A 26,762-nucleotide genomic window follows, 5' to 3' on the forward strand; every position below is an offset into this window, starting at 1 on the left:
GACTCCGTCCAGTTCGCCCGGCGTGCAAGGATAGCGGCAGTCAAAGTCCTTCGCCGCGTGTCGCACGAGATGCGCTCACGGACGCCGCTTGCGCCGCTTGGCGGCAGTCGATACTGAAATCCCTCGTTTTGCGCCAAGGCCGCGTTCGGGAGCGCCGTCGAAAATGGTGGCAGTTCCTGTAATCTCCAGCCACGTCCTGCAAGGCCTGCCCACATTCATCCGCGACGGGATCGGGGAAAAGGCCCTGCAGCGCGCAAATCGCGCGGCGGGCTTCGACGTCGAACTGCTTGAGGCGCGACATTGCTTCATTCCTCAACGGTCGGTGATCGACTTTCTCGAAGCGGCGGCAAAAGAGGCTGGCGAGCCCGATCTCGGGCTTATCATCGCGCCCGCCATGAACCTCGGAGGTTACGGCAGTTTCGGACGCTACGTGTTTGGCGCCGACACCCTCGGCCAGGCCGTCCGGCGCAGCATCGGCGCACTGGATTATCATAGCACCGGCGACCGGTTGTCGTCCGCAAATCTTGGCGACGAAGTCCGGTACACCTATGCGTTCGCCCTGGCTGGTTCCAAGGGATATGGGGCCGTCGCGATCGCGGCCGCCGGCGTGCTGCTCAGCCTGTTCAAGGCATATCTGCCCAACACCTGGCGGCCGCTCCGCGTCGAGCTTGACATGGCCGCGCCATGCCAAAGCGCGCGTTTTGAAGACGTGTTCCAATGCCCCGTGCTTTTCAACGCGCCCGCGGTGGCCATCGTCGTTGAACGGCACTGCATGATGGCGGTATCGAAGCGCCCGGCGCGCTCGATCGTGACCATCGAGGATGTCGCGCGGGACCGCGTGGGCGGAGCCCCACAAAGCCTGCTCGATGTGGCGATCGAGCAGATCCGTATCCAGCTTTTCATGGGCACCGTTTCGATCGACGATGCCGCGCGATCTCTGGACACGAGCGTGCGGACATTGCAACGCGAGCTTCATCACGCGGGCACAGATTTTCGCAGCCTCGCCGGTGTCGTGAGAGTTCAGCGCGCGACCGAACTTTTGCAAGACATGAGCGTGTCGATCACGACCATTTCGCAAGACCTGGGCTACTCGTCGCCCTCCGGATTTGCGCGGGCCTTCCGAAAGGTGACCGGTCTTGGACCACGCGAATTTCGCACGAGGCGACCAACCCGACCGGGTTCCTGACCGAGCGGCAGCGGCGACTGGCCCTCGCTGGCCGCCGTAGTCCTATGTCCTGCCCCAGGCACCGCAATGCCTGGGCAGGCCGCACCAACACGCCCGCTCGCGATCTCCGCATGCCTGGCGTGGCTATTTCACCGCTTCGATCTCGCTTGGCCGCCAGGTCTTGTCGAAGAACGACGGCAGCGGGCTGTAGAGGCGCAGGATCGTGAACCAGCCCTTGTTGGGATCGGTTTGAATCCAGTTGCCGCGGGCGACACCTTCCGGCTGCTTCGGACCGAAATAGACCGTCGTCGTGCCGTCGGCCGCGGTCTCGGCGGCCGGCGAGGGATAGCTCTGGCTGCCGGCGCGCGGGTATTTCTGCGGCGTCTGCAGCATGGAGCGGGTCTGGTTGTCGTAGAGCGTGAAGGACCAGAACGCCCTGGCGGGAATATCCTTGGGCAAGGTCACCTTATAGGTCTTGGCGCCGTCGAAGGGCGTTCCCTCGGCATCGAGGAACCCCATGAGATACTGCGAACCCACGTCCGGAATGCGCATGATCATGCCGGGCGAGTCCAGCGTATAGCCGTAATAGAAGGCCGTGCGGGAATCGAGCGTGCGTGCGCCGGTCGGCGGCAGCGGCTTGAACATGCCTTTCTCGAAGACCGGCGGCGGGGTCTCGAAGAACGCTCCGCCTTCCCAGAGCATGCTGCCCCATTGCGAGCCTTCGTAGTAAGCCCAATCCGGATGTTTCAGCGCGTAGCGCCAGTTCAGCGCACGGCCGGATGCCTGGCCGACCATGGCAGCCTCCGACAGGATATCCTTCATCCGCTGGTCGGGCGCGAACGTCTTGCCATGCGCGATGCCGATGGCCGCCAACTGTCCGGCGAGCTCGATGTCGTAGCTCGTGGCCGGCTCGTTCTGCACGTTCTCGTTGATCAGTTCAAAGAAGCCGTAATCGCTCGGCGGGATCGTGTTGAACGACTGCCCGCTGACTTCCATGAATTTCGTCTCTGGAATCTTCGGTTCGCCTTCGATGCGCACCGTGCCATCGAGCGCCTGTGCGATGCTCGTCCCGTAGGAGCCCGGACGATAGGGATAGATCTTGAGGTTGCGCTTGACGTTCTCCACGGCCGGCTTGGGGTCGTTGTCGACGAGATAGGCCCGCGCGGCATAGAGGGCGAGGTTTGTCTTCGAATGCGCGACGAAATAGCCGCCTTCGGGCAGCGGGCCGTCATAGCCGGGTCCCACGATCAGGTACTTGCCGCCGAGGCCGCGGTCCGGACCCGGGGCGCCGATATCGATGATCCAGGAGAACCACATGTCGTTGATCGTGCCGACGGCGTCCGACGGCTGTTCGACGACCACCGGTCCCTTGCTCAGATCGAGCGCGGTCAGGTAGTAGACCGTGTCGGCATTCGCCGTCAGAAACAGCGAGTTCGCATCCATCAGTTCGGAGAAGATCGCGACATCGCCGGGCTTGGCGCCGATGCCCTCGAAGCCCTTGACGATCGCCAGCGCCGATGCGCCCCGGAAGCTGTTGTTGTAAACGTCGAGGGCGCGGGTGAAATCGAGCGTATCGTAGATCTTGCGGGCGGTTTCGTCGGTCGGCGCACCGTCCTTGAACTCCAGCGAGCCGACGAAGCGCGTCCGCACCGAGTCTGGCGCGCCCAGAGACTGGACGGTCTCCGGCGCCACCTGCGCGACGGCAACTACCGAAGGCAGGGCAAAAGCGGCGATCAGCGTGGTCAACTTCAAGCAGCGTCTCATGGTCTCACCTTTGCCGCAATCAGGCCGTGCGGCCCCTCAACCCATCCTTACCCAAGGTCCGGATCGGAAACCATCCATTTTGCGCCAACCCAACCTATGTTCCCCCCCGACATCGAACGCCCGGTAGCCGCCAGCCATATCCTTCATGGCCTGCGCTCGATGCCCCTGGCGGCGCCCATCGAGCAAGCTAGCCGCCCAGCCGGTGCGATGAGCAGCTTGGTAAATCGCCGGATCGGAGCGGTGGCGAGGAGAAGGAACTGGTGCAGCGAGCGAGGGGATAGGATATCTCAAATTTCAAGGCGAGCTTCACCTAAGGACAATAGCACTATGGCTTCCCCAGCGTAAGATCACTATCAAGTAACGTCAGGCGAGCAATGTCCCCTCGCCGACTTCGCAAAGCAATTGCAAGCTTGAGACATGTCTTGACAAGGAGCGATCTACGATGATGACATTTCACTCGAAGGGCATACTGCTGACGCTTGCGATCGTTGGCTGTGTCATGGCTCGGAGCGGCAACGCCGCCGAAGAACCCGCGCTTGGAACCATAGTTCCCGAAGGCGAGATGACTATCTTTTGTCAGAAGGCGGTAGCGGCGAAATTTGAGGCGCAACCCGAGGACATTTCGACCGATCCGCCAATTCGACGTGAAGGAAAGCTTCTGGTGTTGGGCACGGTGGATAGCGAGGACGACGACCGCGACGCCGGCTTCGACTGCCGCTTCGAAGAGAACGGAGCCTATCTCGGAATAATCGGCGCCCCTTCGGATTGACAAGTCGGGCGGCGAATCTTTGGCGGCATTTTCGCCATCTATCGCCGCCGCATGACTGCCGGCCAGACTGAGGGAATATCAAGGCGGCTTTGGAGACGCTGCACTCGTCTTCGAAGACCACGGGGTTGCCGCTGATCTCCATCCACCAGGGTCGGGATATCCCGACCCGAGACATCGCCTCTACGGGTGAAAGGCAGCCCTCTCCACCATCGCATCCGCGAAGGCCAGCGCGTCGCGGTTCATCGGCACATTGTGCACCCGAAAGATCAGTGCGCCCTTCATGCGCAAGATGACGCTGGTGGCGACGGTGCCGGTGTCCTGCGCCAGCCGGTCGGCGCCAGCCACGTGGCGGATCATGCGTTTGCGCGAGGTGCCGACCAGCAGCGGAAAGCCCAGCGTTTTCAACTCACCGAACCGCGCCATCACCTGAAGGTTTTCCTCATAATCCTTGGCGAAGCCGAAGCCGGGATCGAGCACGATGCGGTCGTCCCGAATGCCCGCCGCCGCCGCGATCTCCAGCGAGCGTCTGAGGAAGAAAAACTGGTCCTCGATGACATCAGGCAGCTTTTCGCGGTCGCGGCCGGTATGCATGATGACCAGCCCTGCCCCGGTGTCGGCTGCAACCTTGGCGATGTCCGGCTCGCGCTGCAGCCCGTGCACGTCGTTGACGATGTGGGCGCCGGCCGCCACCGCCAGCCGCGCCGTCTCGGCCCTGTAGGTGTCGACCGAGATCAGAAACCCCTCGCCCGCCAGCGCCTCGATGACCGGAAGAATGCGTTTTTGCTCCTCTTGCGGCGACACCGGCGTGGCGTTCGGCCTGGTCGACTCGCCGCCGACGTCGATGATGGCCGCGCCCTCCTCCATCATTTTTTTCGCCTTGGCGATCGCCTGCTCGGGACGGTCGAATTCGCCCCCGTCGGAAAAACTGTCCGGCGTCACATTAAGGATGCCCATCAGGATCGATTTGTCCCCGAGGTCGAGGTGCCTTCCGTGGGCAAGCTGCCAGCGTCTCATCAAATATTCCCGTCGAGAGTTCGGCCGTCCCGGCAAACGCCGAAACGGCAGTCTGGCGGAACGGCATGTCAGCCATAGTCGCCGGATTCCAGTGGCTCCGGCAAGTCCGCGAGGGGGTCGCGTCAGCGCACACCGGAAATCCGAAGGCTATTTTCCATCCAAACCTTTGATAAACAACGATCTTCCGAACTTGCCGCAGGTTGGCGAGGCGCCGCGCCGGCTTTGCCGAGGACGTCTAAGCCTTTGATCGTTCAGCGTTTTCCATGCCGCCGCAGGGAGACCGTCTCGCGCACGCCGTCCCTCAAGCCTTGCGCCGCCAGTTCTCCGGCTCGACCGCGCGCTTTTCCTCGGCCGCCTTGTAGGCCGCATCGACCAGGGCGAAGGTCTTCAGATTGTCCTCTCCCGACGTGTCCGCTGGCACCCCGCGCTTCAGGCAGTCGAGAAAATGCTGGCAGGCGTTGAAGGCGCCTTCCTGGCTCGCATGCCAGGGCTCGCTGGTCCATGAGCGCAGCGGAGAACCGATTGATTCTTCAGACACTTGGCCATTGCTGGTGACCGACATTCTGAGCCCGATGCCGACGACGATGGCGCCCGTTTCGCCCTCGATCTCGAGCAGGGTTTCGGGGAAAGGGTCCGGCAATTTGCGCGCCCCGTAGGTGCATTCGACCACGCTGACGGCATCGCTCTCATGCCGCAGCATCATGGTGGCGGTTTCTTCCGCCCTCACCTTCGGGTTGCGGCGCTGCGTCTCGCAGGAGATATGTGCCACCTCGCCCAGGAAAAAGCGTGCGAGATCAATCACATGGATGCCGACATCGGCAATCGCCAGGCGCTCCTCATTATAGAAATAGGGCTGCGTCTTGTAGATGTCGTAGCCGGTGCGAAAATTGATGCGCGCCCAGGTCGGCCGGCCGATGGCGCCGCTGTCGATCACCCTTTTGACATGCCGCATGGGAGTCTGGAAACGGAAATTCTCGTGCACGGCCAACCAGATACCAGCCTTGTCCGCGGCATCGACGATCGCAACACAGTCGTCCCAGGTTGTCGCAAACGGCTTTTGGACGATGGCCGCGACACCCTTGCCGATCGCCAGTTCCGCCAGCGGCCGGTGCGTTTCGTGGCGGGTGACGATGTCGACCACGTCGAGCTTTTCCGCGTCCAGCATCTTCGCCGCGTCGGTGTAATGCGGGACGCCGAAATTTCCGCCAGCCGCTTCGGCCTTGGCCGGATCGACGTCGCAGACGGCGGTCAGATCAGCACCTTCCCGGCGCAATTCATGCCATGAATTCAAATGGTTCTGCGCATAGAAGCCGCAACCGACGACACCGACGCGAATGGTGCTTGCCATCTTTCTCCCCCTCCCGTGTTCGAAATTTTTAGGCTGTGCCACGTTCCCGTTTTGCGCGCATCAAGTCAACGACAATGCCTCCATCCGGGCGCCGCCGCGCTGGAGGTCTTTGGAAACTTTACCGACAGCGGCTTCGATGCCATTGTGCCGCAGGCGGTTTTTCCGGTCTGGACGCGCCGGGTGGGAAACCGTCTCGATCACGGAAGGCCCTCCGCGCCGTTCGATCGGGACACCGGACGGGGGACGAAAATGTACAGACTTCTCAACGGGATGCGGATCGTCGAGGCGGCGTCGTTCATCGCCGCGCCGTCATGCGGCCTGCACCTTTTGCAACTCGGCGCGGAGGTCGTGCGCATCGACCAGATCGGCGGCGGGCCGGACTTTCATCGCTGGCCGCTCGCCGGCGGGGCCAGCCTCTATTGGGAAGGGCTGAACAAGGGCAAGAAGTCGATCGCCATCGACCTTGGCAACCCGCAAGGCCGCGAACTGGCGGCCAGCCTGATCGCCGCGCCCGGCCCGGAGCGCGGCATTTTCCTCACCAATTTCCCAGCAGCCGGGTTCCTTTCCTACGAACGCCTGAAAGCGAAGCGCGACGATCTGATCGTGCTGCGCATCATGGGCCGGCCGGACGGCACGCCGGCCGTCGACTATACGGTGAATTCGGCCATCGGCATTCCGCAGATGACAGGCCCGGCCTCGATGGGCGACGAACCGGTCAACCATGTGCTGCCGGCCTGGGACCTTCTGGCCGGAGCCTACGGCGCCTTCACCCTGCTGGCGGCCGAGCGCCATCGGCGCGACACCGGCCAGGGTCAGGAGATCCGTGTACCACTGAGCGACGTCGCCATGGCCAGCCTCGGCCATCTCGGCCAGATCGCCGAGACTGCGCTCTCCGGCGCCGACAGGCCGCGCTACGGCAACGAATTGTTCGGCGCCTTCGGCCGGGATTTCGTGACACGCGACGGCAAGCGGATCATGATCGTGGCGATCACCCAGCGGCAATGGTCGGGGCTGGTGGAAGTGCTCGGCATCGGCGATGCGGTCGGCCGTGCCGAAACGGCGGCGGGCGCATCCTTCGCCCGCGACGAAGGGGTGCGCTTCGAGCATCGTGAGACGCTGAATCCCTTGGTGGCGGCCGCCATCGCAGGACGCGACCATGGCGAACTCACCGCCGCGCTGGATGCCGCCGGCGCTTGCTGGGGCCCCTATCGGACGCTGTCTCAGGCACTCGCCGACGATCCGGACCTATCGAGTAAAAACCCGGTCTTCGCAAAGGTGAAACATCCGAGCGGTCCTGCCTATCTGACGCCCGGGGCGGCGGCAAATTTCAGCGGCGCCGAGCGTGACCTGCCCGGACGCTCTCCGCTGCTTGGCGAACACACGGACGAGGTTCTTGCCGAGGTGCTCGGCCTGTCGGCAACCGAGATCGGCACGCTGCACGACAAGAAAATCGTCGCTGGCGCGGATGACGCGGCATGACCGCGTCCGCGCCGTTGCGAACGTCAGAGCCCGCCGCTCTGCTCGACACGCTGTCAGGTGCTTGCGAGGCGGCCGCTCGCTACCTCGCCGAAGCGGGCCGCGCGGTGGCGGAACGGGTCACCGTCGATGGCCGGATTTCGGCTCCGGCCCTCGATCGCGAGCAGCGCGCTGTGCATGGCTTTGCCTGGATCGCAACGACCGTCACCGCGATCGAAAAATCCGTGGCCTGGGCGAAGCAGTTGGCCGATGACGACCGGCTCGGCGAGATGGAGATGCTGGCGCTCAGGATCGGCGTCGGCGAGTACTTCGCCCAACTGATCGGCGGCCTGCCGATGAGCCAGAACGAGATCGCGCGGCCGATTGATCTCGGTATCGAGGTGGCGGCGACTCGGCTGGCGAGCGACGAATATGTCGATGCACTGGTCCGGAGCGGCAACACGGCCGAAAACCGCACCGCACTCGTCGCCGGACTTCGATCCGGCGACGGCATCACCGAGGATCTTGGCGACGAGACGCTGGACATGATCCGCGGCCAGTTCCGGCGCTTCGCCGACGAGCGCGTCATTCCGCATGCGCAGAAATGGCATCTCGAAAACGCACTGATCCCTGACGAGATTGTCAACGAGATGGCGGACCTCGGCGTATTCGGCGTGTCGATCGACCTGAAGCATGGTGGGCAGGGCCTCGGCAAGGTGGCCATGTGCCTCGTCACGGAGGAACTGAGCAGGGGATGGATTCCCGCCGGCTCGCTTGGCACTCGCTCCGAGATCGCCGCCGAATTGATCAGCCTGGCCGGCACCGACGCGCAGAAGGCGCAATGGCTGCCTGGCATTGCCAGCGGCGCGGTCCTGCCGACCGCCGTGTTCACCGAACCGGATACGGGCTCGGACCTCGGCAATTTGACGACACGGGCGGTCCGCAGCGCGACAGGAGACTGGCAAGTGTTCGGGTCGAAGACCTGGATCACCCATGCCAGCCGCAGCGATTTGATGACACTGCTGGTGCGAACCAAACCAGAGGTGAAGGGGCATTCGGGGCTGTCGATGCTGCTCGCCCCGAAACCGCGCGGCACCGAAGCGGACCCGTTCCCGGCCGAAGGCATGAAGGGCAGCGAGATCGAAGTTCTGGGCTATCGCGGCATGCGCGAATACGAACTGTCCTTCGACGGTTTTGCCGCGCCGGCGGACGGGCTGCTCGGCGGTGTCGAGGGCGAAGGTTTTCGGCAACTGATGCGCACATTCGAAAGCGCGCGCATCCAGACGGCGGCACGCGCCGTCGGCGTGGCGCGGCGCGCCTTCGAGCTTGGCCTGGAGTATGCGATGGCGCGCCAGCAGTTTGCGCGGCCGATCGTCGAGTTCCCGCGCGTCTCGGACAAGCTGGCGCTGATGGCCGCCGAGATCGTCATGGCGCGGGAACTGACCTATTTCGCGGCGCGCGAGAAGGACAAGGGCCGGCGCTGCGACGTCGAGGCGGGAATGGCGAAGCTGCTGGCGGCCCGCGTCGCCTGGAGCAATGCCGACACCAGCCTGCAGATCCATGGCGGCAACGGCTATGCGCTGGAATACGAGATCAGCCGCGTGCTGTGCGACGCGCGCATCCTCAACATCTTCGAAGGCGCCGGCGAGATACAAGCACATGTCGTGGCGCGCGGACTGCTTTCGGGCGGGAACTGACGGCACCCTGCCCCGATCCGCTTCAAGCCGTCATCATTAACGGCGTTTCCGGCTTGCGCACGGTGCCGACCGCGAATTTCCGTTCCAGATGGCTGGCATAGAGGGACAGCGGCCAGCACAGCGAAAAATAGATCAACGATGCGGTGCCGAAGACATAAACCGGCTCGAAGGTGACAGTGTTGACCTGCACGGAGGCGCGGGCAAGCTCGGTCAGGCCGATCAGCGAGGCGACCGAGGTCGACTTGACGATCTGCACCATGAAGCCGACGGTGGGCGGCAGCATCAGCCTCACCGCCTGCGGCACGATCACAAGCCGCAGCGTGCGGATGAAGCGGAAGCCGAGGGCCGTCGATGCCTCCCACTGGCCCTTCGGGATCGCCTCGATGGCGCCGCGAAAAATCTCGCCGAAGAAGGCCGCGCCGTTGAGGCAGAAGGTGACGGCGGCGGCGGTCCACGGGTCCGGCCGGTAGCCAAGCAGCGACGAGCCGTAATAGGCCATGAAAAGCTGGATGAGCAGTGGCGTTCCCATGAAGAACTGAATGTAGGCCGCAGCCAACCAGCGTAGATATTTCGACGGCGCGACGCGGATGGCGGCGATGACCATACCCAGCACGCCGCCGCCGACAAAGGCGATCAGCGCAAGCAGGATCGTCCAGCGTGTCGCCAGCAGGATGAACCAGAGCTCGTTCGGCCCGAATTCGCGCAGGCTCATTGCTTCCACCGGAACAGCAGGCGGCCGAGACCGGCAAGCATCAGGCTCGCCGCCTGGACGACGACAAAATAGATGACGGCCACGATGATATAGACCTCGAAGCTGCGGAACGTCTGCATGACCAGATTGTTGGCGATGGCCGTCAATTCTTCCGCCGCGATCGCGCCGACGATCGAAGTGCCCATCAGTTGCAGGATGAACTGCGCCGAGAGCGATGGATAGACGGCGCGCACGGCCGGAAACAGCACGACATGGCGGATGATACGGTATGGGCTCAAGCCAAGGGACTTCGCCGCCTCGATCTGTCCGACCGGAATGGATTCGACCCCGGCGCGCAGGATTTCCGTGGCGTAGGCACCAAGATGGATCGAAAGCGCGATGACCGCCGACGTGCCCGGCGTGAACTTGAACCCGATCAGCGGCAGCGAAAAGAAGACGATGTAGAGTTGGATGAGCAGCGGCGTGTTGCGGATCAACTCGACATAGGCTGCGATCAGCCAGGACAGCCAGCGTGGGCCATAGCTGCGGCCGACGGCGCCGAGAATGCCGATGATGGTGCCGAAGAGGATGGACAGCACGGCATATTGCAACGTCTGCGTCAGGCCCCATAGAAGCCTGTCGAGATGCACCAGAACCGGGCCGAATTGCAGGGCGGTCGTCATGGACATCCCGTCGCGTGGCAATGGGAAACCGGGGCCATCCGCTGGCCCCGGCGTTTATGTCGGCAATTCCATCCGATCAGAAAACCGGCAGCGCCGGAAGCGGCTGGTTGCGGTATTTCATCGACAGGTCGTTCAGCGTGCCGTCGGCCTTGATGGTCATCAGCCAGGTGTTGATCCATTGGCGCAGATTGTCGTTGCCCTTGGTCACGCCGATGCCGAAATAGAAGGACTTGAGGATGAATTTCTGCTCGAAGTCGTCGCCGCTGGCACTCTTCTTCAGATAAATCTCGCCGTAGTCGCCGCCGCCGACCGCGTCGAGCTGGCCGGAGAGCACCGCCTGCATCAGCGACGAATAGTCGTCGAAGCGCAGGATCTCGATGCCGGTCAGCTTCTCCGCCGCCTTGGTCAGCAGGCCGTCCTCGCCAGTGCCGCGGGTGACGCCGACCTTCTTGCCGACGAGATCCTCCGGCCCCTTGATCGCCGTGCCCTTCGGCGCGATCACCACCGACGACTGGCCGGCATAGGGGATCGAATAGTCGATCTGGATCGCGCGCTGCGGGGTGATCGAGAAGATCGAGATGACCGCGTCGACCTGTTTTGTGAGCAGCGCCGGGATGCGGCCCGGCGACGTCACGGTGACGAACTCGACCGGAACGCCGAGCGCCTCGCCCATCTTGTTGGCGACCTCGATGTCGAAGCCGGTGGGCTTCAAATCCTTGTCGAGGAAGCCGTAGGGCGGCGTGGTGGTGTCAATGGCGACGATGAGCTTGCCGCGCGCGATGATCTCATCGACCGACTGCGCGGCGGCCGGCGTCAGCAGCGACGTCGCGGCGACCAGCAGCAACGCGCCCAGCGTGACGCCTAGTTTTTTCAGACCGTTCAATGCTCGCATGTTGTCTCCTCCCATGCATGTGATGCCTTACGTCCGCATCCTGCACGAGGCCGCGGCGTGTCTGTTCGCGTCAGTTTTCGATGCGCTTGCACAACGCCAAGCGCAGGCGTCCTCCCCCTGTCGCACACGAATGCTATTATAATCGATTGCCGTTGTCCACGCATTGGAAACTGTTTACAAAGTTTTCGAGGAAGCCTTTGCCGGTCGGGCGAACGTTGCGAAACCGATCTCGATAGTATAATGCTATTATAACAGTATGCGACAGAGTGCGCTTGGCGCAATGTCGCTAAAAAGGTGGGGAAATGGCCCGTTCAAACATCGCCGTCGCCGGCAACGGTTCCGCTCGCGCGAGGCGCAACCTCGATGTTCCCATGCTGCTGAGACTCTACGAGCAGATGGTTCTGCTCAGGCGATTCGAGAGCGTCGCGCAGATCGCCTGCCGCAAGGGCGAGACGCCCGGCTTCCTGCATCTCTATATTGGCGAAGAGGCGACCGCCGTCGGCGTGTGCGCGCATCTGAGGCCCACCGACTGGGTGACCTCCACGCATCGCGGCCACGGCCACGCGCTGGCCAAGGGCATGAACCCCAACATCCTGATGGCCGAGCTGTTCGGTAAGCGTGACGGCTGCTGCGGCGGACGCGGCGGCACCATGCATCTCTACGACCGCTCGGTCGGGCTTTTCGGCACCAACGGCATCGTCGCCGCCGGCATCAGCCACGCCACCGGCGTCGGCATTTCCGCGCGGGCACAGGGCCGCGACGACATCGGCGTGGCCTTCTTCGGAGATGGCGCCACCAACCATGCCGGCTTCCATGAATCGCTCAACTTCGCCGGCATCCAGAAGGCGCCCGCGGTGTTCGTCTGCGAGAACAATCTTTACGCGACGGCCACGCCGCTGAAGACTGCCACACTCAATCCGGAAATCGCCACGCGCGCCGCCGCCTACGGCATTCCCGGCATTGCCGTCGACGGTAACGATGTGCTCGCCGTCCATGAAGTCATGCGCGAGGCGGTGGAACGGGCGCGGCGCGGCGATGGGCCGACGCTGATCGAGTCCAAAACCTACCGCACGGTCGGCCATCACGAGGGCGACCCGGTGACGGGCACCTACCGCACCCAGGCGGAAGTCGACGAATGGGCGAAGAAGGACCCGATCAAGACGTTTCGCGAGGCGCTGGTCGACGAATACGGCGCGACCGACGCCGGCGCACTCGACGCGATCGACGAGCGTATCGAAAAGATCGTGCAGGAATCGCTGGAGTTCGCGCGGCGCTCGCCGGAGCCGGACTCGGCCACCGCTTACCACCACGTCTTCGCCGAGCCGATCAATCCGCCCGAGGCGCTGGCGGCGAAGCCGAAGACAGGCGGGACGGTAACCGGTTGGCTCGACGCGGTCCGCGACGGCATCGCCGAGGAAATGCGCCGCGACCAGGCGATCCTCTATTTCGGCGAGGGCACCGGCGAGCGGGGCGGCACCTTTGCCCACACCAAGGGCCTTTGGGCGGAGTTCGGCGCCAATCGCATGGTCGACACGCCGATCTCCGAGCAGGGTTTTACCGGCGCCGCCGTCGGCGCCTCGGCGACCGGCGCGCGCACCGTGGCCGACCTGATGTTCGCCGACTTCATGTTCGAGGCCGGCGGGCAGATCGTGCTGCAGGCGGCAAAACTGCGCTACATGTCGAACAACCAGATGAACGCGCCGATGGTGGTGCGCGTCGGCGCCGGCGCGGTGCGCAGCGCCGGTCCGCACCATTCGGGCGCCTATCATCCCGTCTGGGCGCACGTGCCGGGCCTCATCGTCTGCGTCCCCTCGACACCGGCCGACGCGAAGGGCCTGATGAAGACGGCCCTGCGCGCATCCGACCCGGTGATGATGATGGAGATGAAGGCCCTGTTCGCCACCAAGGGAGAAGTGCCCGAAGGCGAACACCTCGTTCCCTTCGGCGTCGCCCGCATCGCCCGCACCGGCAAGGATCTGACCATCGTCTCGGCCGGGCAGCTCGTGCATCGCACCCTGGAGGCAGCGGAGACCTTGGCCGCGCAAGGCATCGACTGCGAGGTAATCGACCTCCGGACCATCGTGCCGCTGGACGTCAAGACGGTGGCTGAGAGCGTCGCGAAGACGCACAGGCTGCTGATCGTCGACGAGGGATGGGCGATGTGCGGCGTCGGCGCGGAGCTTGGGCAAGCGATGAACGAGATCGCCTTCGACGACCTCGACGCGCCGGTGGCGCGGCTGCACACCGAGCCGGTGTCGCACCCGCTGGCGCCCTCGCTGGAGCGCATGATGCTGGTCGATTCGGCGAAGATTGTGGCGGCGGCCAAGGACGTGCTCGGCGGCCGCGCGCCGGTGCCGTGGCACTGGCGCTATCCGGGGCTGGCGGCGGCCGCACCCGCGGCGGCGGCTGGAGTTGCAACGGCAGTGGCGACGCCAGCGCCGGTTCCCGCGGCGAACACGAACGTTCCCACCCCGGCGCCAGCACCCGGTGCCGCGACGGGCAGCGGCGGCGAACCGATCACAATGCCGTTCGGCGACCTGACGGTCAGCGAGGGCACGATCATCCGCTGGGCCAAGGCCGAGGGTGACACGGTAAAAGCGGGCGAACTGGTAGCCGAGATCGAGACCGACAAGGCGGTGGTGGAGATCGAGGCACCGGCGGACGGAAAACTGACGATCGAGCAGGCGGTCGGTACGGTCGTGCCGATGGGCGGCCGCATCGGCGCTGTGCACTAGGCGGCCCGCCATGGCGATTGCCATTGCCTCCGCGCCCCCGTCGGGCCGTATCCGCGCCACGCCTTATGCCCGCCGGCTGGCGCGCGAACGGGGCCTTTCGCTCTCGGCCATCACCGGGTCGGGGCCGAACGGGCGCATCACCGGCGACGACCTGATCAATTTCAGGGCCCCACAAGTCGAAAGCGTTTCGCCGCCGGCGCCGGCAATTCTTGCCCCCGTCTCCGCCGATCCCGCTCCGGCAATTGCGGAACCGCTGAAAATCACCGTCGCGGCGGCGCCTTCGGCAATCGTCGCCAGGGTCGACTTTTCAGCCCTGGAGGCGCTGCTTTCCCAGGTCCGTGAACTCCGGCCGGATGTGTCGCGGGAGGATATCTGCCTCAAGGCGGCCGCCGTCGCATCTGGTGCCATTGCCTCCGTCATCCCGGACAAGGCGCTCGTGCTGCTCACCGCTTCCGGCAAGCGCCGGCGCTTCAATGGATTGGCGGATGCGTCGCTTAGCGCCATTGCGAAACTGCGGCTGTCGGCCGGCGAGGACGGCGCGGCCGCGTTTGCGGTCTCTTTCCTCGGCCGGGCCGGCATCCGTCCGGTCGCCGCGCGGTTGATCGATGATGGCGCGGCAAGGCTGGTCATCGGAGCGGAGGAAAAGGACGGCTTCGCCGAGTGCCTGCTCGGCTACGATCCTGCGAGGGTTGACGACGAAAGCGCAGAGGAATTTCTCGCTGAATTCCGCGACCTGGTGGAGACGCCGTTCCGCCTTCTGGTCTAGGGTCTGCCGGTAAAAGGGCCGGGACGCGGCGGAACTCCATGGGAGGATGTTTGAATGGCAATCGAGCCGATCGATGGATTTTTATGTTCGGCGGCCGACCTTGCGGCCTATGTGAGCGGTCTGCTCGAGGCCGGAGGCGCAAGCCAGGAAAGCGCGGAAGCCGTGGCAAGGGCAGTCGTTGACGCCTCCTCGCGCGGTGTCGACACCCACGGCGTGCGGCTCGTCCCCTGGTACATCCAGATGCTGGAGGGCGGCCGCATCAACAAGAACCCGAACGTCACCTTTGCGAAAAAAGCCTCGGCGGTCGGCTATGTCGATGCCGATAATGGGTTCGGCCATCTGGCCTCGTTCCGCGCCATCGAGGAAGGCATCACACTGGCAAAGGAAAGCGGCGTCGCGGCTGTCACGGTCGGCCACTCGACCCATCATGGCGCATCGGGCGTCTATGCGCTGGCCGCGGCGCGCGCCGGCTTCGCCGCGATCAGCATGACGCATGCGGACCCGGCGGTGGTGCCGTTCGGCGGCACAAAACCATTCTATGGCACCAACCCGATCAGCTTCGCGGTGCCGGCACCCGGCGAGGAGCCGATGCTGCTCGACATGGCGACCAGTTCGATCCCCTACAACCGCATCTTCCTGCGCCGCGCCACCGGCAAGCCGCTGCCGCCGGAAGTGGCGATGACGGCGGAGGGCGTGATGACTACCGATCCGTTCCAGGCGACCGCCGTGCTGCCGGTCGGCGGCGCCGGTTTTGGCTACAAGGGCGCGGGGCTGGCCGCCGTGGTCGACATATTGTGCTCGGCCTTCTCCGGCATGGGCCATGGCTTCACCATTCCCGCGCTGGCAGGAAGCGACTACAGCAAGCCGATCCCAATCGGCCATTTTTTCCTGATCCTGAATCCCGTGATCTTCCAGGCGCTCGCCGCCTTCGACGAGCGGGTCGGCGCCTTCCTGCACGACCTTCGCGCGCAGCCGTCACAGCCGGGCCAGAAGGTGATGGCGCCAGGCGATGTCGAGAAGGCCGAGGCCGAGCGGCGGGCTAAGAACGGCATTCCCATCGACCGCACGACTTGGGCGGCGCTGAAGGAGGCTGCCCAGCGCTACGGCCAAGTCGTTCCCGAAGAGCGCAAGACGTCCGGCAGCGCAGGAGCAAAGGCGTGAACATCGACCTCGACGGCAAGCTCGCACTGGTCGGCGGTTCCGAGGGCGCATTGACCTCGGCATTGCGCCGGGCACTTGCCGACAATGGCGCGAACGTCGTCGAGATCGATCCGACAAGTCCTGCGGCAACCGAGCCGGCAGGAGCAACTCAGGGCGAGCCGTTCGTGCTTGTGCTGGTGAGCGAAGGCGCGAATGGGTTGCCCGAGACCGACGCCGGCTTCGGCAGAGAGCGCGCCGAATTCGTGGCCGCGATCCGGCATTCCGCGCCAAGGCTGAAACGGGTCGTGCTGGTGTTTTCGGCGGCGGGGCAGGTCCCGGTAAAAGGGTTTGCCGATTTCTCCGCCGACCAAGCCGGGCTCGCCTCGCTAACCCGCACGCTGGGCATGGAACTTGGCCCGTCCGTGATGGTCAACGCCGTTGCGGTCGGCGCATACGAAGCCGACGGCGACGTGCGGACGCAGCGCTTCCTGACCCATACCGGCGTCAAGCGGGCGGCCACGCTGAACGAGATCGTCTCCGCCGTGTTGTTCCTCGCCGATCCGGACAATGCCTACATGACCGGGCACACTTTGAACGTCGATGGCGGCTGGGCGATCGGCTATGCGCGGAATTTCTGAGATGGTGGCACTTCTCCCTCCGTCCAGGCTTCACTTCGGAAGGCCCTCCCATGCGCACTGACCTCAGCGAAAAGGTGATCTTCATCACCGGCGCCGCCGGCGGCATCGGCCGCGCCACCGCGCACCGGCTGGCGGCCAACGGCGCATCGATCGTCGTTGCCGACATCGACGCCGCCGGCGCGGAGCGCGTCGCCGGCGAACTACCCAGCGCGCTCGCGGTCTCCATGGACGTGCGCCGCGCCGAGGACGCCAAACGCGCCGTCGATCTGGCCCTGGAAAAATTCGGAAAGATCGACGTGCTGGTCAACAATGCTGGCGTCAACACGTTCAAGGACCGTGTCGACATCGACCGGTTTCCGGAAGACGAGTGGCACCGCATCGTCGGCATCGACCTCGATGGTCTCTATATCGTCAGCCACGCGGTGCTGCAGCCGATGGTGGCGCGCGGCCAGGGGCGCATCGTCAACATCGCCTCGGTGGTCGGCGTCACCGCCATGCGGCTGCAAAGCGCCTTCGTCGCCGCCAAGGCCGGGATGATCCACCTGACACGCTCGATGGCGCTGGAACTCGGGCCGAAAGGCATTCTGGTCAACTCGCTCGCCCCCGGTTCGGTGCTGACCGAGGGCACCAAGCAACTCTTCTACGGCGACGATGGGTCGTTCCGGGCGCAGATGGCCGGTTTCATGAACCACATCCCGCTCGGCCGCCCGGCTCATGTCGAGGAAATCGCGGAAGGTATTTTGTTCCTGTGCGCGCCGGAAAACTCCTACATGACCGGCCATCTCATGATGGTCGATGGCGGCTGGACAGCCGGGTTCATGTTTTGAGCGCGAGCGCCCACCTCCCCCTTGCGGGGAGGTCGGTCGCGCACCGACCGGGTGGGGTCGGTCCCACCTCGCCAACGTCTCTTCTTCCAGGCATCGTGAAGCGATAGCCTGCGTATTTGGTGTCGCGCACTTCATCAGCGACCCCACCCGGTCGCTGCGCGACCCGCAAGGGGGAGGTGGGCCGCGGCGCTTAGCGCCCGTAGGACGACGTGCCGACCGCCACGGGTGCGGGCTCCTTGCCCTGATACTCCCGCCATTCCTTCATGATCTGGGTGATGCCCATTCGATAGAAATAAAGCTCGCTGCCCGAGGCGATCATCGAGAACCCCTCATCGAACAGTTCGAAACTGCTGCGGCCGACGCGCGGCACGGTGGCGAGCGGTTTTCCGGCCTCGCGCGCGGCGGCCATGGCGCGGCGGATCTCGCGGTCGACTTCCGGCGCGCCGGTCTGGTTGGGAAAGCCGAGGCTGCCGGAAAGGTCCGTCGGGCCGATGAAGATGACGTCGACACCCTCGACGCCTGCGATCTCGCGCGCATTCTCGACGCCCGCCTTGGTCTCTATCTGCACGATGATCAGCAGATTGTCGTCGGCCTCCTCGTAATAATGCGGATAGAGGCCGAAGCTCGAGGCGCGCGCGGCGTCCCAGGCATTGCCGCGCTTGCCGCGTGGCGGGAAGCGCACGGCCTCGACGATAGCGCGGGCTTGACTCGCGCTTTCCACCATCGGCACCAGCAGCGCGTCGCAGCCCGACTCGACCAACCGGCGCAGATAGACCGGGTTATCGGAGGGCACGCGGATGACCATGGTTGTGTCGGTGCAGGCCGCCGCCCGCATCATGTCGACGGCGTGGTGCAACTCGCCGGCGCCATGCTCCTCATCCATGATGATGAAGTCGAAGCCGGCCACCGCCGCGATCTCGGCAAAGGTCGGACAGGCGCTCTGCAGCCATGTGCCGATGGATTTTTCCCCGGCGCGGACGCGGGCTTTTAGGCGGTTGGGGCGAAACATTTTTGGATTGTCCTCGGGGTGAGATCAGGATGAGCGATTGGCGGCGAAGCGGGCGAGTTTTGCCTGAAAACCGGGCCGGTCGAGAACCTGCGGGTTGACGACGTTCTCGGGCACTAGACCCTGAGCGGCGCGCAGAATTCCGTTCGACATGGTCACCATGGTCAGCCGCGCTGCATCGCGCGTCGACGGCAGCCAGTGCGGGGTCAGGACGACGTTCTCGAACTTGGTCAGCGGATGGTTTGCCGGGATCGGCTCGTGCTCGAACACGTCGAGCCCGGCGCCGGCGATGACGCCGTTACGTAGCGCCTCGACCAGTTCGGGCTCACGCACGATCTCGCCGCGCGCGACATTGATGAAATAGGCGCCGCGTTTCATGCGCAAAAAATGCTCGGCGCCGATGCTGCCGCGCGTCGAGGCGTCGAGCCGGTTATGCAGGCTGACGAAGTCCGATCGCTCCAGCAATTCGTCCAGCGACGGCAACAGCGCCACGCCGAGCGCCTTCGCGTCATCCGCGCCGGCACGCGGCGAAAACGCGATGATCTCCATGCCCCAAGGCCGCATCAGCCGCGCCAGTTCGCGTCCGCTGGCGCCGAGCCCGACAATGCCGAGCACTTTTCCGGGCAGGTCGATGCCCATGGTCTGTGGCTGCAGATCCCAGCTGCCGCGATGCACCAGCCGCTCCTGCTCGGTCAGGCGTTTTGCCAGCGCCAGGATGAACAGGAAGGCGGAGGAAGCCGTGGCATGGGTCAGCGTGTCCGGCGCGTTGAACACAGCCACGTCGTTTTCGGTGCAGGCGGCGAGGTCGAGCTTGTCGATGCCCGCCCCTGCCCTGCCGATGACGGCCAGCCGCTCCGCGCCCCGTGCAAAGGCCGAGGCGCGCACCCACGGCCGGAAGATGACGATCGCCTCGGAGCGGGCGACCTGTTCGGGCGTGACCTCCAGCGAATAGAGCCGGTCCCAATAGGCCGCGTCGCCTGGCCGTGGGCTCTGCTCGGTCAGAAAGCCCTGCGCGAGGAACGGCTTGCCGGCATAAAGATCGAGCGCGATGTCGGGAACACTGAGATTGCCACGCTCGTCGAGATAGTCGCCAGTGTAGTTGACGGTGAAGGGGGTCATATGATGCCAAGCGGAGTGTCATGGCCTCGCACCCCTCTCTGTCCTGCCGGACATCTCCCCCTCAAGGGGGGAGATCGGCGATGTCTACCGAGGCGGCCGCCTTTCAACGTTAGCGATTGGTACAAACGCGGCTGATAGCCGATCTCCCCCCTTGAGGGGGAGATGTCCGGCAGGACAGAGGGGGGAGCGAGGCGAAAAGGCTTCATCACCACACCTTCAAGCTCTCTTCCGTGGTCGTCTCGATCCGCGCGTTCGGCCGCGCGAAAAGATCCTCGCGCAGTTTAGTCCCCAGGCCGGGACAGTCGGGCAGGACCAGATTGCCATCGACGATTTCGATGCGGTCCTCGACCACGTCGTCATACCAGCCGTCGACATAGCCGCGCACAATCTCCATGATCAGGCCGTTCGGCGCGTTGACCATCATGTGGGTGGCAGCCCACAGCGCCACCGGGCCGATCGTGTCGTGGCAGGTGAAGGGCAGCATCGCCGTGTCGGCCATGGCAGCCACCTTGCGGCCCTCGGTCAGGCCGCCGCCCCAGGACAGGTCCATCATGACGATGTCGGTCGCCGCCTTCTCGATCCACGGCCGGAAGCCGAAACGTGTGAAGACGCGCTCACTCTGGCAGATCGGCACGGTGGTTTCGGCCTTCAGCCGCACGAAGGCGTCGACATTGTCGGGCGGCATGATTTCTTCCAGCCACATCACGTCAAGCGGCTCGAGCGCCTTTGCGATCTTCGCCGAGGACGGCAGGTCCCAGCGGCAATGGCCTTCTATGGCGATCTGCATCCTGTCGCCGACGGCGCGCCGGATGTCCTCCACGATGGCCACGCCGGCCTTGAGGTCGTCGTTGGAGATGCCGAGCCCGCGCGTGCCGGCGGCGGTTTTTGCGCCCCACACCATGGTGTCGCCGCGCTCGTTGCCGGGGCCGCCGAGCCCGGTGCCGAACTGGTCGAAGGGCCAGATCTTCATGGCCGATATGCCCTGCTTCAGCAGGTCCTCGGCCAGTTCGCCGGCCTTGCCGCTCAGCCAGGCGTCGAGATCACCCGCATAGCGGCCCGAGCCGACGCAGGTGTTGTAGATGCGGATGCGGTCGCGGCTGCGGCCACCGAGCAGCGTGTAGATCGGCAGGCCGGCGATCTGGCCGAGCAGGTCCCACAGCGCGACGTCGAGCGCCGAGATGGCGCGCATCTCCGCGCCCATGACGCCGCAGAAATTGGTCAGCGCGAACATGTTCTGCCAGTGGTTTTCGATGTCGCGCGGGTCGCGGCCGATCAGCAGTGGCGCATAGACGTCATGCACGATCGAGGCGACAGCGCGCGGCAGATAATAGGTCTCGCCGATGCCGGAGAGGCCCGTGTCGGTATGGACGCGAACCCACAGATTGTTGGGCAGCGCCTGCCGCGCCTTCGGGTTCTGCTTCTGCCATTCGGCGGCCGGCAGCGCCTCGAACCAGATGGTCTCTATCTTGGTGATCTTCATGTCGTCTCCCCTCCCGCTGCTAACCCTTGACCGACCCAGCGGTCAGGCCGCGCAGAACGTGCCGTTGTATCGCCATATAGAAAAGCACGGGCAGCACCGAAAACACCACGCCGGCCGCCATCAGCACGAACAGCGGCGTGTCAAGCTGCGTCATCAGCGTCGCGATGCCGAGCGAGGCCGTATAGAGATCATTGTCGATGATCAGCGTCGAGGCGAACAGATATTCGTTCCAGCTCGCGAAAAAGGCGATGACACTGACGGCCACCAGCCCAGGCCTCGCCAGCGGTAGGTAGACGCGCGGCAGGACGCTGAGCCGGTTGCAGCCGTCGATCAGCGCCGCCTCCACGATCTCCTTCGGCACCGCGTCGAAGGCGCTCTTCAGCACCCAGGCGCAGAGCGGCACGACGAAGGCGACATGCAGCAGCGCGAGCGCCAGCAGGCTATCCGTCCAGCCGAGGCCTCGGTAGAGCGCCAGCACCGGCGCCACGACGATCGCCGCCGGCATGATCTGGGTGAAAAGCAGGAGCAGGCCGAAGGCTGAACGGCCGCGCCAATTGAGGCCGGACAGCGCGTAGGATGCGGGGATGACGAAGGTGAGCGTACCAAGGACCACCAGCGCGGCAACGAAGGTGGAGTTCACCAGCCACTGGGCGATCGGCTTCTCGCGGAAAAGCTGCGCATAGGCATCCCAGTTGAAGCCTTTTGGAATGAGCGGCGGCGGATAGGAGAGCGAGAATTCCGCCGGCTGGATCGCCGACAGCAGCATCCAGTAGACCGGGAAGAAGACGACCGCGCAGACGAGGATCAGGGTGGCGATGCGCAGCCATTCGGCTGCTCGTGAAGTCGGTGCGCCAAGGTAGGTTGTGCTCATCGGGGTGCCGACTTTTCTCTGGAAAGGCGGCAGACCCCCTCTCCGTCCGCTTCGCGGACACCTCTCCCCCACTTCGTGAGGGGAGAGGATGGGCGTCCGGCTTGACTCCCATCCTCTCCCTCCGGAACGGGGGGAGAGGTGTCCGCGAAGCGGACGGAGAGGGGGTGCTGCAGCGCGCTCACGTATCCACCTCCCTCGCCAGCCGCCGCTGGATGACGACGAAGGCCAGTGTCGCGAGCGCCGAGATGAAAAAGCCGATGACGGCAAAAGCACCTGCATATCCGAAATTGTAGAAGCGGAACGCCTGCAGATAGATCGCCGGCGCCAGCGTGGTCGTCGCGTCGACCGGCCCACCGCCGGTGATCAGCCAGATCAGAGTAAACTGCTGGGTGGAGAAGATGAAGGCGAGCACGGCGAGAAGCGCGATGGTGTCGCGAATGCCGGGCAGCGTGACATGGAGGAACTGGCCGATCGGCCCTGCCCCGTCGACCCGCGCCGCGTCATAGAGTTCGTCCGAGACATTCTGCAGGGCGGCCAGCAGAACCAACGAATAGAAGGGAAAACCCTTCCACACTGTGACGATGATCACGGTCGCCATGGCCAGCGTAGGGTCAAGCAGCCATTGCTGGTTTTCGCCGACCCAGGGCAGCAGCCGCGCCAGCCGGTTGAAGACGCCGAAGGTCGGGTCGAGCATCAGCACGAAGGTGATGGCCACCGGCACGTCGGGGATCGCCCACGGAACGGTGAGGATGGAGCGCACCACGCCGCGCCCGCGAAAACTCCAGTTCATCAGCAGCGCGACGGCAAGCGCCACGATGAGGATGATCACGTCGACGAACAGCACGTAGATGAAGGTCGCCTTCAGCATCTGCCAGAAGGACGGATCGGCGACCATGAAGCGGAAATTGTCGAGGCCGAGATCGCCTGCAGGCCCTTCCAGGCTGAACAGACTGCCCCGGACGATCGGGTAGAGGATGAAGACAATTTCCAGAACCAGCGCCGGCAGGATCAGCAGATAAGGCAGCGCCTTGCCGTCGACGATCGAGGGGCGGGTGGTGTCGGGGGAAGCGGCGGCGACTGACACGCGGGTCTCGGTCAACCGAAGTCGACGGGAATGTCTAGAATGTCAGGCTTGTAGTCTGTCGCACCCCCTTCTGTCCTGCCGGACATCTCCCCCTCAAGGGGGAAGATTGACAGCTTCGGCGATGCCGACACTCCTTCGACATTGGCGATTGGCGAAAAGCAAGCGGCCGGCGAAATCTCCCCCCTTGAGGGGGAGATGTCCGGCAGGACAGAGGGGGGTGCGAAAGAATCCATCGACTACGGGTTTATCGAGCGAACTGCCCCCCTCAAATCCGCGCCGCCAGCGCCTCAAGCTGCTTCTGCGCCGCGTCCATCGCGTCCTTGACAGACCCTCCCGGCTGTAGCGCGCGCTGGAAATTCTGCATGATGATGCGACCAAACTGGTCGTCGACATAGGCGAACTCGCCCATGACGTCGATCGGCGACACCTGTTTTGCTTCGTTGTAGCCGGTGACCCAAGGCTTGTCGGCCAGGAAATTCTTGAACTTTTCCGACTTCGCCGTGAGGTCGTAGGGCGGGATGACGTAGAGATTGGTCTCCATCAGGTCGGCCATCACGTCCGGCGACATGGCAAATTTGATGAATTCCATTGCGCCATCCAGGTTCTTCGACGAATTCAGCGCGATCAGCGGATGGATGCGGTCGAGCGAGCGCTTGCTTGCCCATGGCGGCGCGGCCGACAAGAGGTTCGGGTAGATGTCGGGATTGGTGGCGCGCAGCACGACCACGGTCGGGTTGACGCCGAACGCCTGGGCGACGCGCCCGTCGGCGGCGAGCTTCATGATCGCGCCCTGCGCCGTGCCCTGCGGCACGCCGGCCTCGTACAGCGCCTTCCACAGTTCCAAACCCTTGACCGTCTCCGGCGAATTGGCGAGCGGCGTCTTGCCCTCTGCCCATTTGCCGTCGAAGGGCAGGCAGAAATTCTGGAGCTGGAACCACCACTCGCCGCCATCGGCGATGGTGTTGGTCAACGCGATGCCGAACTGCTCCGGCCGCTTGGTGAGTTTGGCCGTGGTCTCCACCCATCCGTCGGCTGAAGTCGCGGGTTTCACGCCGGCGTCGGCGAACAGCTTCTTGTTGTAGACCAGCGCAAAGTTCACATCGATCGCCGACAGGCCGTAGAGTTTTCCGTCCTGCTTCAGGAATTCATGGCCGCCGCTCGGCGTGATGCCAAGTTCGGAGACAATCGGGTCAAGCGGCTCGGCCAGCTTGAATTTTCGGATGGTTTGCGCGGCAAGGTCGGGCATCGCCATAAGCACGTCGGCGTCGATGCCGCCGGCCTGCGCCTGGATGACGACGTTGGAGGCGAACTGGCTGGCCGGCCAGCCGGTCCATTCGACCAGATATTTCGACTGCGACTGGTTGAATTTTTCGAAGAGCGCGTTCCAGCCCTCCTTCTCGCCCGGCTGGAACTGCTCCCAGCTCATTACCTTCAGTACCGCGCGGTCCTGCGCGAAGGTCCGCCTGGTCGTGGTGACCGTCGCGGCGCCCAGCGCGGCTGCTCCCGCCAGAAAACCACGCCGCGAAATGCCGGCGTTCAAGCCCACTGCTCCGCGGTACCCGTACAGTGTCTTCGGCATGCCACTCCTCCCTGGCTGCCCCGGCATCGCCGGCAAAGAACACCGGTTGCGCCGAGAACTGTTTATTGTTTACAATCACAGCGTAGAGTCCAAGGCAGGCACATGTCAAGGCAACGGGAATCACGAAGTCGAAGATGCGAGGCCGCTGGCGTGCAGGCTGGCGAGCAGCCGGCCCTTGGCGCCGTTGATGTGGGTTTCGATGGCGTCCTGCGCGACTGCCGTATCGCCGCCCCGGATCACGTCGATGAGGTGAACATGGTCGCGATGCCAGCTGTCGAGATAGTCGTCCGGCAAGGCGTCGCGCAGCATCAGGAACATCATCAGTTGCGAGCGCAGCGTCTCCCAGGCGCGGTAGAGGCGCCAGCTTCCGGCGGCGCGAAAGATGGCGTCGTGGAACTCGATGTCTATGTCGGCCACCAGACGGCGCGACACCTCGGCGCGCGGCACCGCGTTGAAGCGCTCCAGCACCGCCTCGATTTCGGCAAGCTGTTTGGGGCTAGCCTTGCGGCTCGCCTGCTCGATCGCCAGCCGCTCCAGCGCGAGGCGCAAACTGTAGATAGCCTCGACGTCGTCCTCCGAGACTTCGCCGACTGTGGCGCCGCGATGCGGTTCGTGGACGACCAACCCTTCCTGCTGCAGCCGGAAAATCGCCTGCCGAACAGGCCCCCGGCTCACCTTCAGCGAGGCGGCCAGGTCCTCCTCGATCAGCCGCGCGCCCGGACGGATTTTTCCCGAGAGGATGGCGTTGCGGATGGCGTCGACCACGTCGTCGGTCAGGACGCGGCGCGGCGTCGGCGAGAAATCGAAGGAATCGTCGCTCATCGGCAATTGAATACAATCAACGAAAAACATCCGCCAGCTTTCGCTGTCGGCCCCGCAAGCAGAGAGGGTCTATGCGCATCCTGAAAGTCAACACCTACGCCCCCGACACCGCGCTCTACCAGGCGTTCGGGCCGGACGTGGTCTTCGACATCCATCGCTCGGGCTCTGAAGCGACGGAGCCGCCGTCGCTGGAGCGCTGCCGCGCCGCGGACGCCGTCATCAACTGCGCCGCGACCTTGCAGATCGGCGTTCCGGTGGAGGCTTTCGAGCGCTGCAAGATCGTGGTGCGCGAGGGCGTTGGCTACGACACGCTCGACCTTGCCGGCTGGGGCGCGCGCGGCGTGCCGGTCTGTAACGTGCCCGACTACGGCACCACCGAAGTCGCCGACCACGCGCTTGGCCTGTTGCTGTCGCTGACGCGCGGCACGACCAGCTACCAGGAAGCCGTGCGCGATCGGCCGGACGGTGGCTGGCACTACGCCGCCGCACCGCTGGTACGCCGCCTGCGCGGCCAGACTTTTGCGGTGCTTGGCCTCGGCCGCATCGGGCTCGCGACTGCACGGCGCGCCGCCGCCTTCGACATGAAGGTGATCTTCTACGATCCCTACCTGCCCAACGGAACGGAACTCGCCGTCGGCTACGAGCGGGTGCGCAGCCTCGACGAGGTCATAGCCCGCGCCGACATTCTTTCCGTTCACACGCCGCTCACAGAGGAAACACGCGGGCTGGTCGGTGAAAAACTGCTCGCCAAAGCGAAACCCGAGCTGATCGTCATCAACACGGCGCGCGGGCCGATCGTCGACCTCCACGCGCTGACGGAAGCGCTGAAGGCCGGCCGCATCGCGGGCGCGGGCCTCGATGTGCTGCCGCGCGAGCCGGCAGATCCGGACCACCCGCTCATCAAGGCGTGGCGGGCGCGCGAGCCGTGGACGGAGGGCAGACTGTCGCTCACGCCGCATTCAGCTTTCTACAGCCCGTCCTCGCTGCAGGACATGCAGCGCAAGGCGATCGAGGTGATCGTCACCTACCTGCGTGAGGGCGTTCTGATGAACTGCGTGAACCAGGAGTATCTGCGACAGAAACCGCGCGCCGCATAGGTGTCCCTGGTTTCGCTTCGCTGCGGCATGCCGCCCGGCCAATATGCAAGGCCGGCGGCATGTCATCGCGACTCACATGCCGGCCGCTCCGTCGAGAATACAGCCGCCCCGGCCCGTCCA

The 26,762-nt window shown here is 64.7% G+C and carries 24 protein-coding genes; 10 read left to right on the forward strand and 14 right to left on the reverse strand.

Annotation, left to right across the window (positions count from 1 at the left end; translation table 11 throughout):
- Positions 1-88 precede the first annotated feature (88 nt).
- Positions 89-1,186 (forward strand): AraC family transcriptional regulator, encoded by a 1,098-nt coding sequence (locus ABMA59_RS07020; protein WP_349004593.1) that lies wholly within the window; start codon positions 89-91, stop codon positions 1,184-1,186.
- Positions 1,187-1,309: 123 nt separating this feature from the next.
- Here ABMA59_RS07020 and ABMA59_RS07025 read toward each other — a convergent pair whose 3' ends face one another.
- Positions 1,310-2,929 (reverse strand): DUF1254 domain-containing protein, encoded by a 1,620-nt coding sequence (locus tag ABMA59_RS07025; RefSeq protein WP_425475868.1) that lies wholly within the window; start codon positions 2,927-2,929, stop codon positions 1,310-1,312.
- A 442-nt stretch (positions 2,930-3,371) separates the two neighbouring features.
- Between ABMA59_RS07025 and ABMA59_RS07030 the strand changes: the two genes are divergently transcribed.
- Positions 3,372-3,698, forward strand: a complete 327-nt coding sequence (locus tag ABMA59_RS07030) for a hypothetical protein (RefSeq protein ID WP_349004595.1) — start codon at positions 3,372-3,374, stop codon at positions 3,696-3,698.
- A 180-nt stretch (positions 3,699-3,878) separates the two neighbouring features.
- Here the strand turns inward: ABMA59_RS07030 and folP are convergent, their stop codons facing one another.
- From folP to ABMA59_RS07045, 3 genes are all read right to left on the reverse strand, one after another.
- Positions 3,879-4,712: a dihydropteroate synthase gene (folP, locus tag ABMA59_RS07035; RefSeq protein WP_349004596.1), complete on the reverse strand. Its 834-nt coding sequence runs from the start codon at positions 4,710-4,712 to the stop codon at positions 3,879-3,881.
- A 301-nt stretch (positions 4,713-5,013) separates the two neighbouring features.
- The gene (locus tag ABMA59_RS07040; protein ID WP_349004597.1) at positions 5,014-6,060 is read right to left on the reverse strand and encodes a Gfo/Idh/MocA family protein; all 1,047 of its coding nucleotides are present in this window, start codon (positions 6,058-6,060) and stop codon (positions 5,014-5,016) included.
- Positions 6,061-6,120: 60 nt separating this feature from the next.
- Entirely contained in the window at positions 6,121-6,261 is a 141-nt protein-coding gene (locus tag ABMA59_RS07045) for a hypothetical protein (RefSeq protein ID WP_349004598.1), read from the reverse strand.
- Positions 6,262-6,309: 48 nt separating this feature from the next.
- Here ABMA59_RS07045 and ABMA59_RS07050 point away from each other — a divergent pair, with 48 nt between their 5' ends.
- Positions 6,310-7,539: a CoA transferase gene (locus ABMA59_RS07050; protein WP_349004599.1), complete on the forward strand. Its 1,230-nt coding sequence runs from the start codon at positions 6,310-6,312 to the stop codon at positions 7,537-7,539.
- Positions 7,536-9,212 (forward strand): acyl-CoA dehydrogenase family protein, encoded by a 1,677-nt coding sequence (locus ABMA59_RS07055; RefSeq protein ID WP_349004600.1) that lies wholly within the window; start codon positions 7,536-7,538, stop codon positions 9,210-9,212. The genes ABMA59_RS07050 and ABMA59_RS07055 overlap by 4 nt, the downstream gene beginning before the upstream one ends.
- A gap of 22 nt (positions 9,213-9,234) precedes the next feature.
- Here ABMA59_RS07055 and ABMA59_RS07060 read toward each other — a convergent pair whose 3' ends face one another.
- The 3 genes from ABMA59_RS07060 to ABMA59_RS07070 form a co-directional block, all read right to left on the reverse strand.
- Positions 9,235-9,924, reverse strand: a complete 690-nt coding sequence (locus ABMA59_RS07060; RefSeq protein WP_349004601.1) for an amino acid ABC transporter permease — start codon at positions 9,922-9,924, stop codon at positions 9,235-9,237.
- Positions 9,921-10,586 (reverse strand): amino acid ABC transporter permease, encoded by a 666-nt coding sequence (locus tag ABMA59_RS07065; protein WP_349004602.1) that lies wholly within the window; start codon positions 10,584-10,586, stop codon positions 9,921-9,923. The genes ABMA59_RS07060 and ABMA59_RS07065 overlap by 4 nt, the downstream gene beginning before the upstream one ends.
- 76 nt (positions 10,587-10,662) lie before the next feature.
- Positions 10,663-11,478, reverse strand: coding sequence for a transporter substrate-binding domain-containing protein (locus ABMA59_RS07070; RefSeq protein WP_349004603.1), 816 nt, complete (start codon positions 11,476-11,478; stop codon positions 10,663-10,665).
- A 302-nt stretch (positions 11,479-11,780) separates the two neighbouring features.
- Here ABMA59_RS07070 and ABMA59_RS07075 point away from each other — a divergent pair, with 302 nt between their 5' ends.
- Genes ABMA59_RS07075 through ABMA59_RS07095 form a run of 5 tightly spaced genes read left to right on the forward strand, consistent with a single transcriptional unit; the run spans position 11,781 to position 17,584 of the window.
- Positions 11,781-14,213, forward strand: a complete 2,433-nt coding sequence (locus tag ABMA59_RS07075; RefSeq protein ID WP_349004604.1) for a pyruvate dehydrogenase complex E1 component subunit beta — start codon at positions 11,781-11,783, stop codon at positions 14,211-14,213.
- 10 nt (positions 14,214-14,223) lie between these two features.
- A complete protein-coding gene (locus tag ABMA59_RS07080) occupies positions 14,224-14,979 on the forward strand; it encodes an E3 binding domain-containing protein (protein WP_349004605.1) in 756 nt (251 codons plus the stop codon).
- 54 nt (positions 14,980-15,033) lie between these two features.
- Positions 15,034-16,140: an Ldh family oxidoreductase gene (locus ABMA59_RS07085; RefSeq protein ID WP_349004606.1), complete on the forward strand. Its 1,107-nt coding sequence runs from the start codon at positions 15,034-15,036 to the stop codon at positions 16,138-16,140.
- A complete protein-coding gene (locus ABMA59_RS07090; RefSeq protein WP_349004607.1) occupies positions 16,137-16,757 on the forward strand; it encodes an SDR family oxidoreductase in 621 nt (206 codons plus the stop codon). The genes ABMA59_RS07085 and ABMA59_RS07090 overlap by 4 nt, the downstream gene beginning before the upstream one ends.
- A 50-nt stretch (positions 16,758-16,807) precedes the next feature.
- The gene (locus tag ABMA59_RS07095) at positions 16,808-17,584 is read left to right on the forward strand and encodes an SDR family NAD(P)-dependent oxidoreductase (protein WP_349004608.1); all 777 of its coding nucleotides are present in this window, start codon (positions 16,808-16,810) and stop codon (positions 17,582-17,584) included.
- A 190-nt stretch (positions 17,585-17,774) separates the two neighbouring features.
- On the opposite strand, the gene ABMA59_RS07100 is transcribed toward ABMA59_RS07095, so the two are convergent.
- From ABMA59_RS07100 to ABMA59_RS07130, 7 genes are all read right to left on the reverse strand, one after another.
- Positions 17,775-18,593 (reverse strand): HpcH/HpaI aldolase family protein, encoded by an 819-nt coding sequence (locus tag ABMA59_RS07100; protein ID WP_349004609.1) that lies wholly within the window; start codon positions 18,591-18,593, stop codon positions 17,775-17,777.
- A gap of 24 nt (positions 18,594-18,617) precedes the next feature.
- Positions 18,618-19,709, reverse strand: a complete 1,092-nt coding sequence (locus tag ABMA59_RS07105; protein ID WP_349004610.1) for an NAD(P)-dependent oxidoreductase — start codon at positions 19,707-19,709, stop codon at positions 18,618-18,620.
- 205 nt (positions 19,710-19,914) lie between these two features.
- Positions 19,915-21,189 carry a mandelate racemase/muconate lactonizing enzyme family protein gene (locus tag ABMA59_RS07110; RefSeq protein ID WP_349004611.1) on the reverse strand — a complete coding sequence of 425 codons (1,275 nt, stop codon included), beginning with the start codon at positions 21,187-21,189 and terminating at the stop codon, positions 19,915-19,917.
- A 19-nt stretch (positions 21,190-21,208) separates the two neighbouring features.
- Positions 21,209-22,060, reverse strand: coding sequence for a carbohydrate ABC transporter permease (locus tag ABMA59_RS07115; RefSeq protein ID WP_349004612.1), 852 nt, complete (start codon positions 22,058-22,060; stop codon positions 21,209-21,211).
- Between the two features lie 178 nt (positions 22,061-22,238).
- Positions 22,239-23,144, reverse strand: coding sequence for a carbohydrate ABC transporter permease (locus tag ABMA59_RS07120; protein WP_349004613.1), 906 nt, complete (start codon positions 23,142-23,144; stop codon positions 22,239-22,241).
- 265 nt (positions 23,145-23,409) lie between these two features.
- A complete protein-coding gene (locus ABMA59_RS07125; protein WP_349004614.1) occupies positions 23,410-24,723 on the reverse strand; it encodes an extracellular solute-binding protein in 1,314 nt (437 codons plus the stop codon).
- Positions 24,724-24,843: 120 nt separating this feature from the next.
- Positions 24,844-25,545, reverse strand: a complete 702-nt coding sequence (locus ABMA59_RS07130) for a GntR family transcriptional regulator (RefSeq protein WP_349004615.1) — start codon at positions 25,543-25,545, stop codon at positions 24,844-24,846.
- 71 nt (positions 25,546-25,616) lie between these two features.
- Here ABMA59_RS07130 and ABMA59_RS07135 point away from each other — a divergent pair, with 71 nt between their 5' ends.
- Positions 25,617-26,642, forward strand: coding sequence for a C-terminal binding protein (locus ABMA59_RS07135; protein ID WP_349004616.1), 1,026 nt, complete (start codon positions 25,617-25,619; stop codon positions 26,640-26,642).
- Positions 26,643-26,762 lie beyond the last annotated feature (120 nt).

This window comes from Mesorhizobium yinganensis, assembly GCF_040081985.1.
Lineage (GTDB): Bacteria > Pseudomonadota > Alphaproteobacteria > Rhizobiales > Rhizobiaceae > Kumtagia > Kumtagia yinganensis.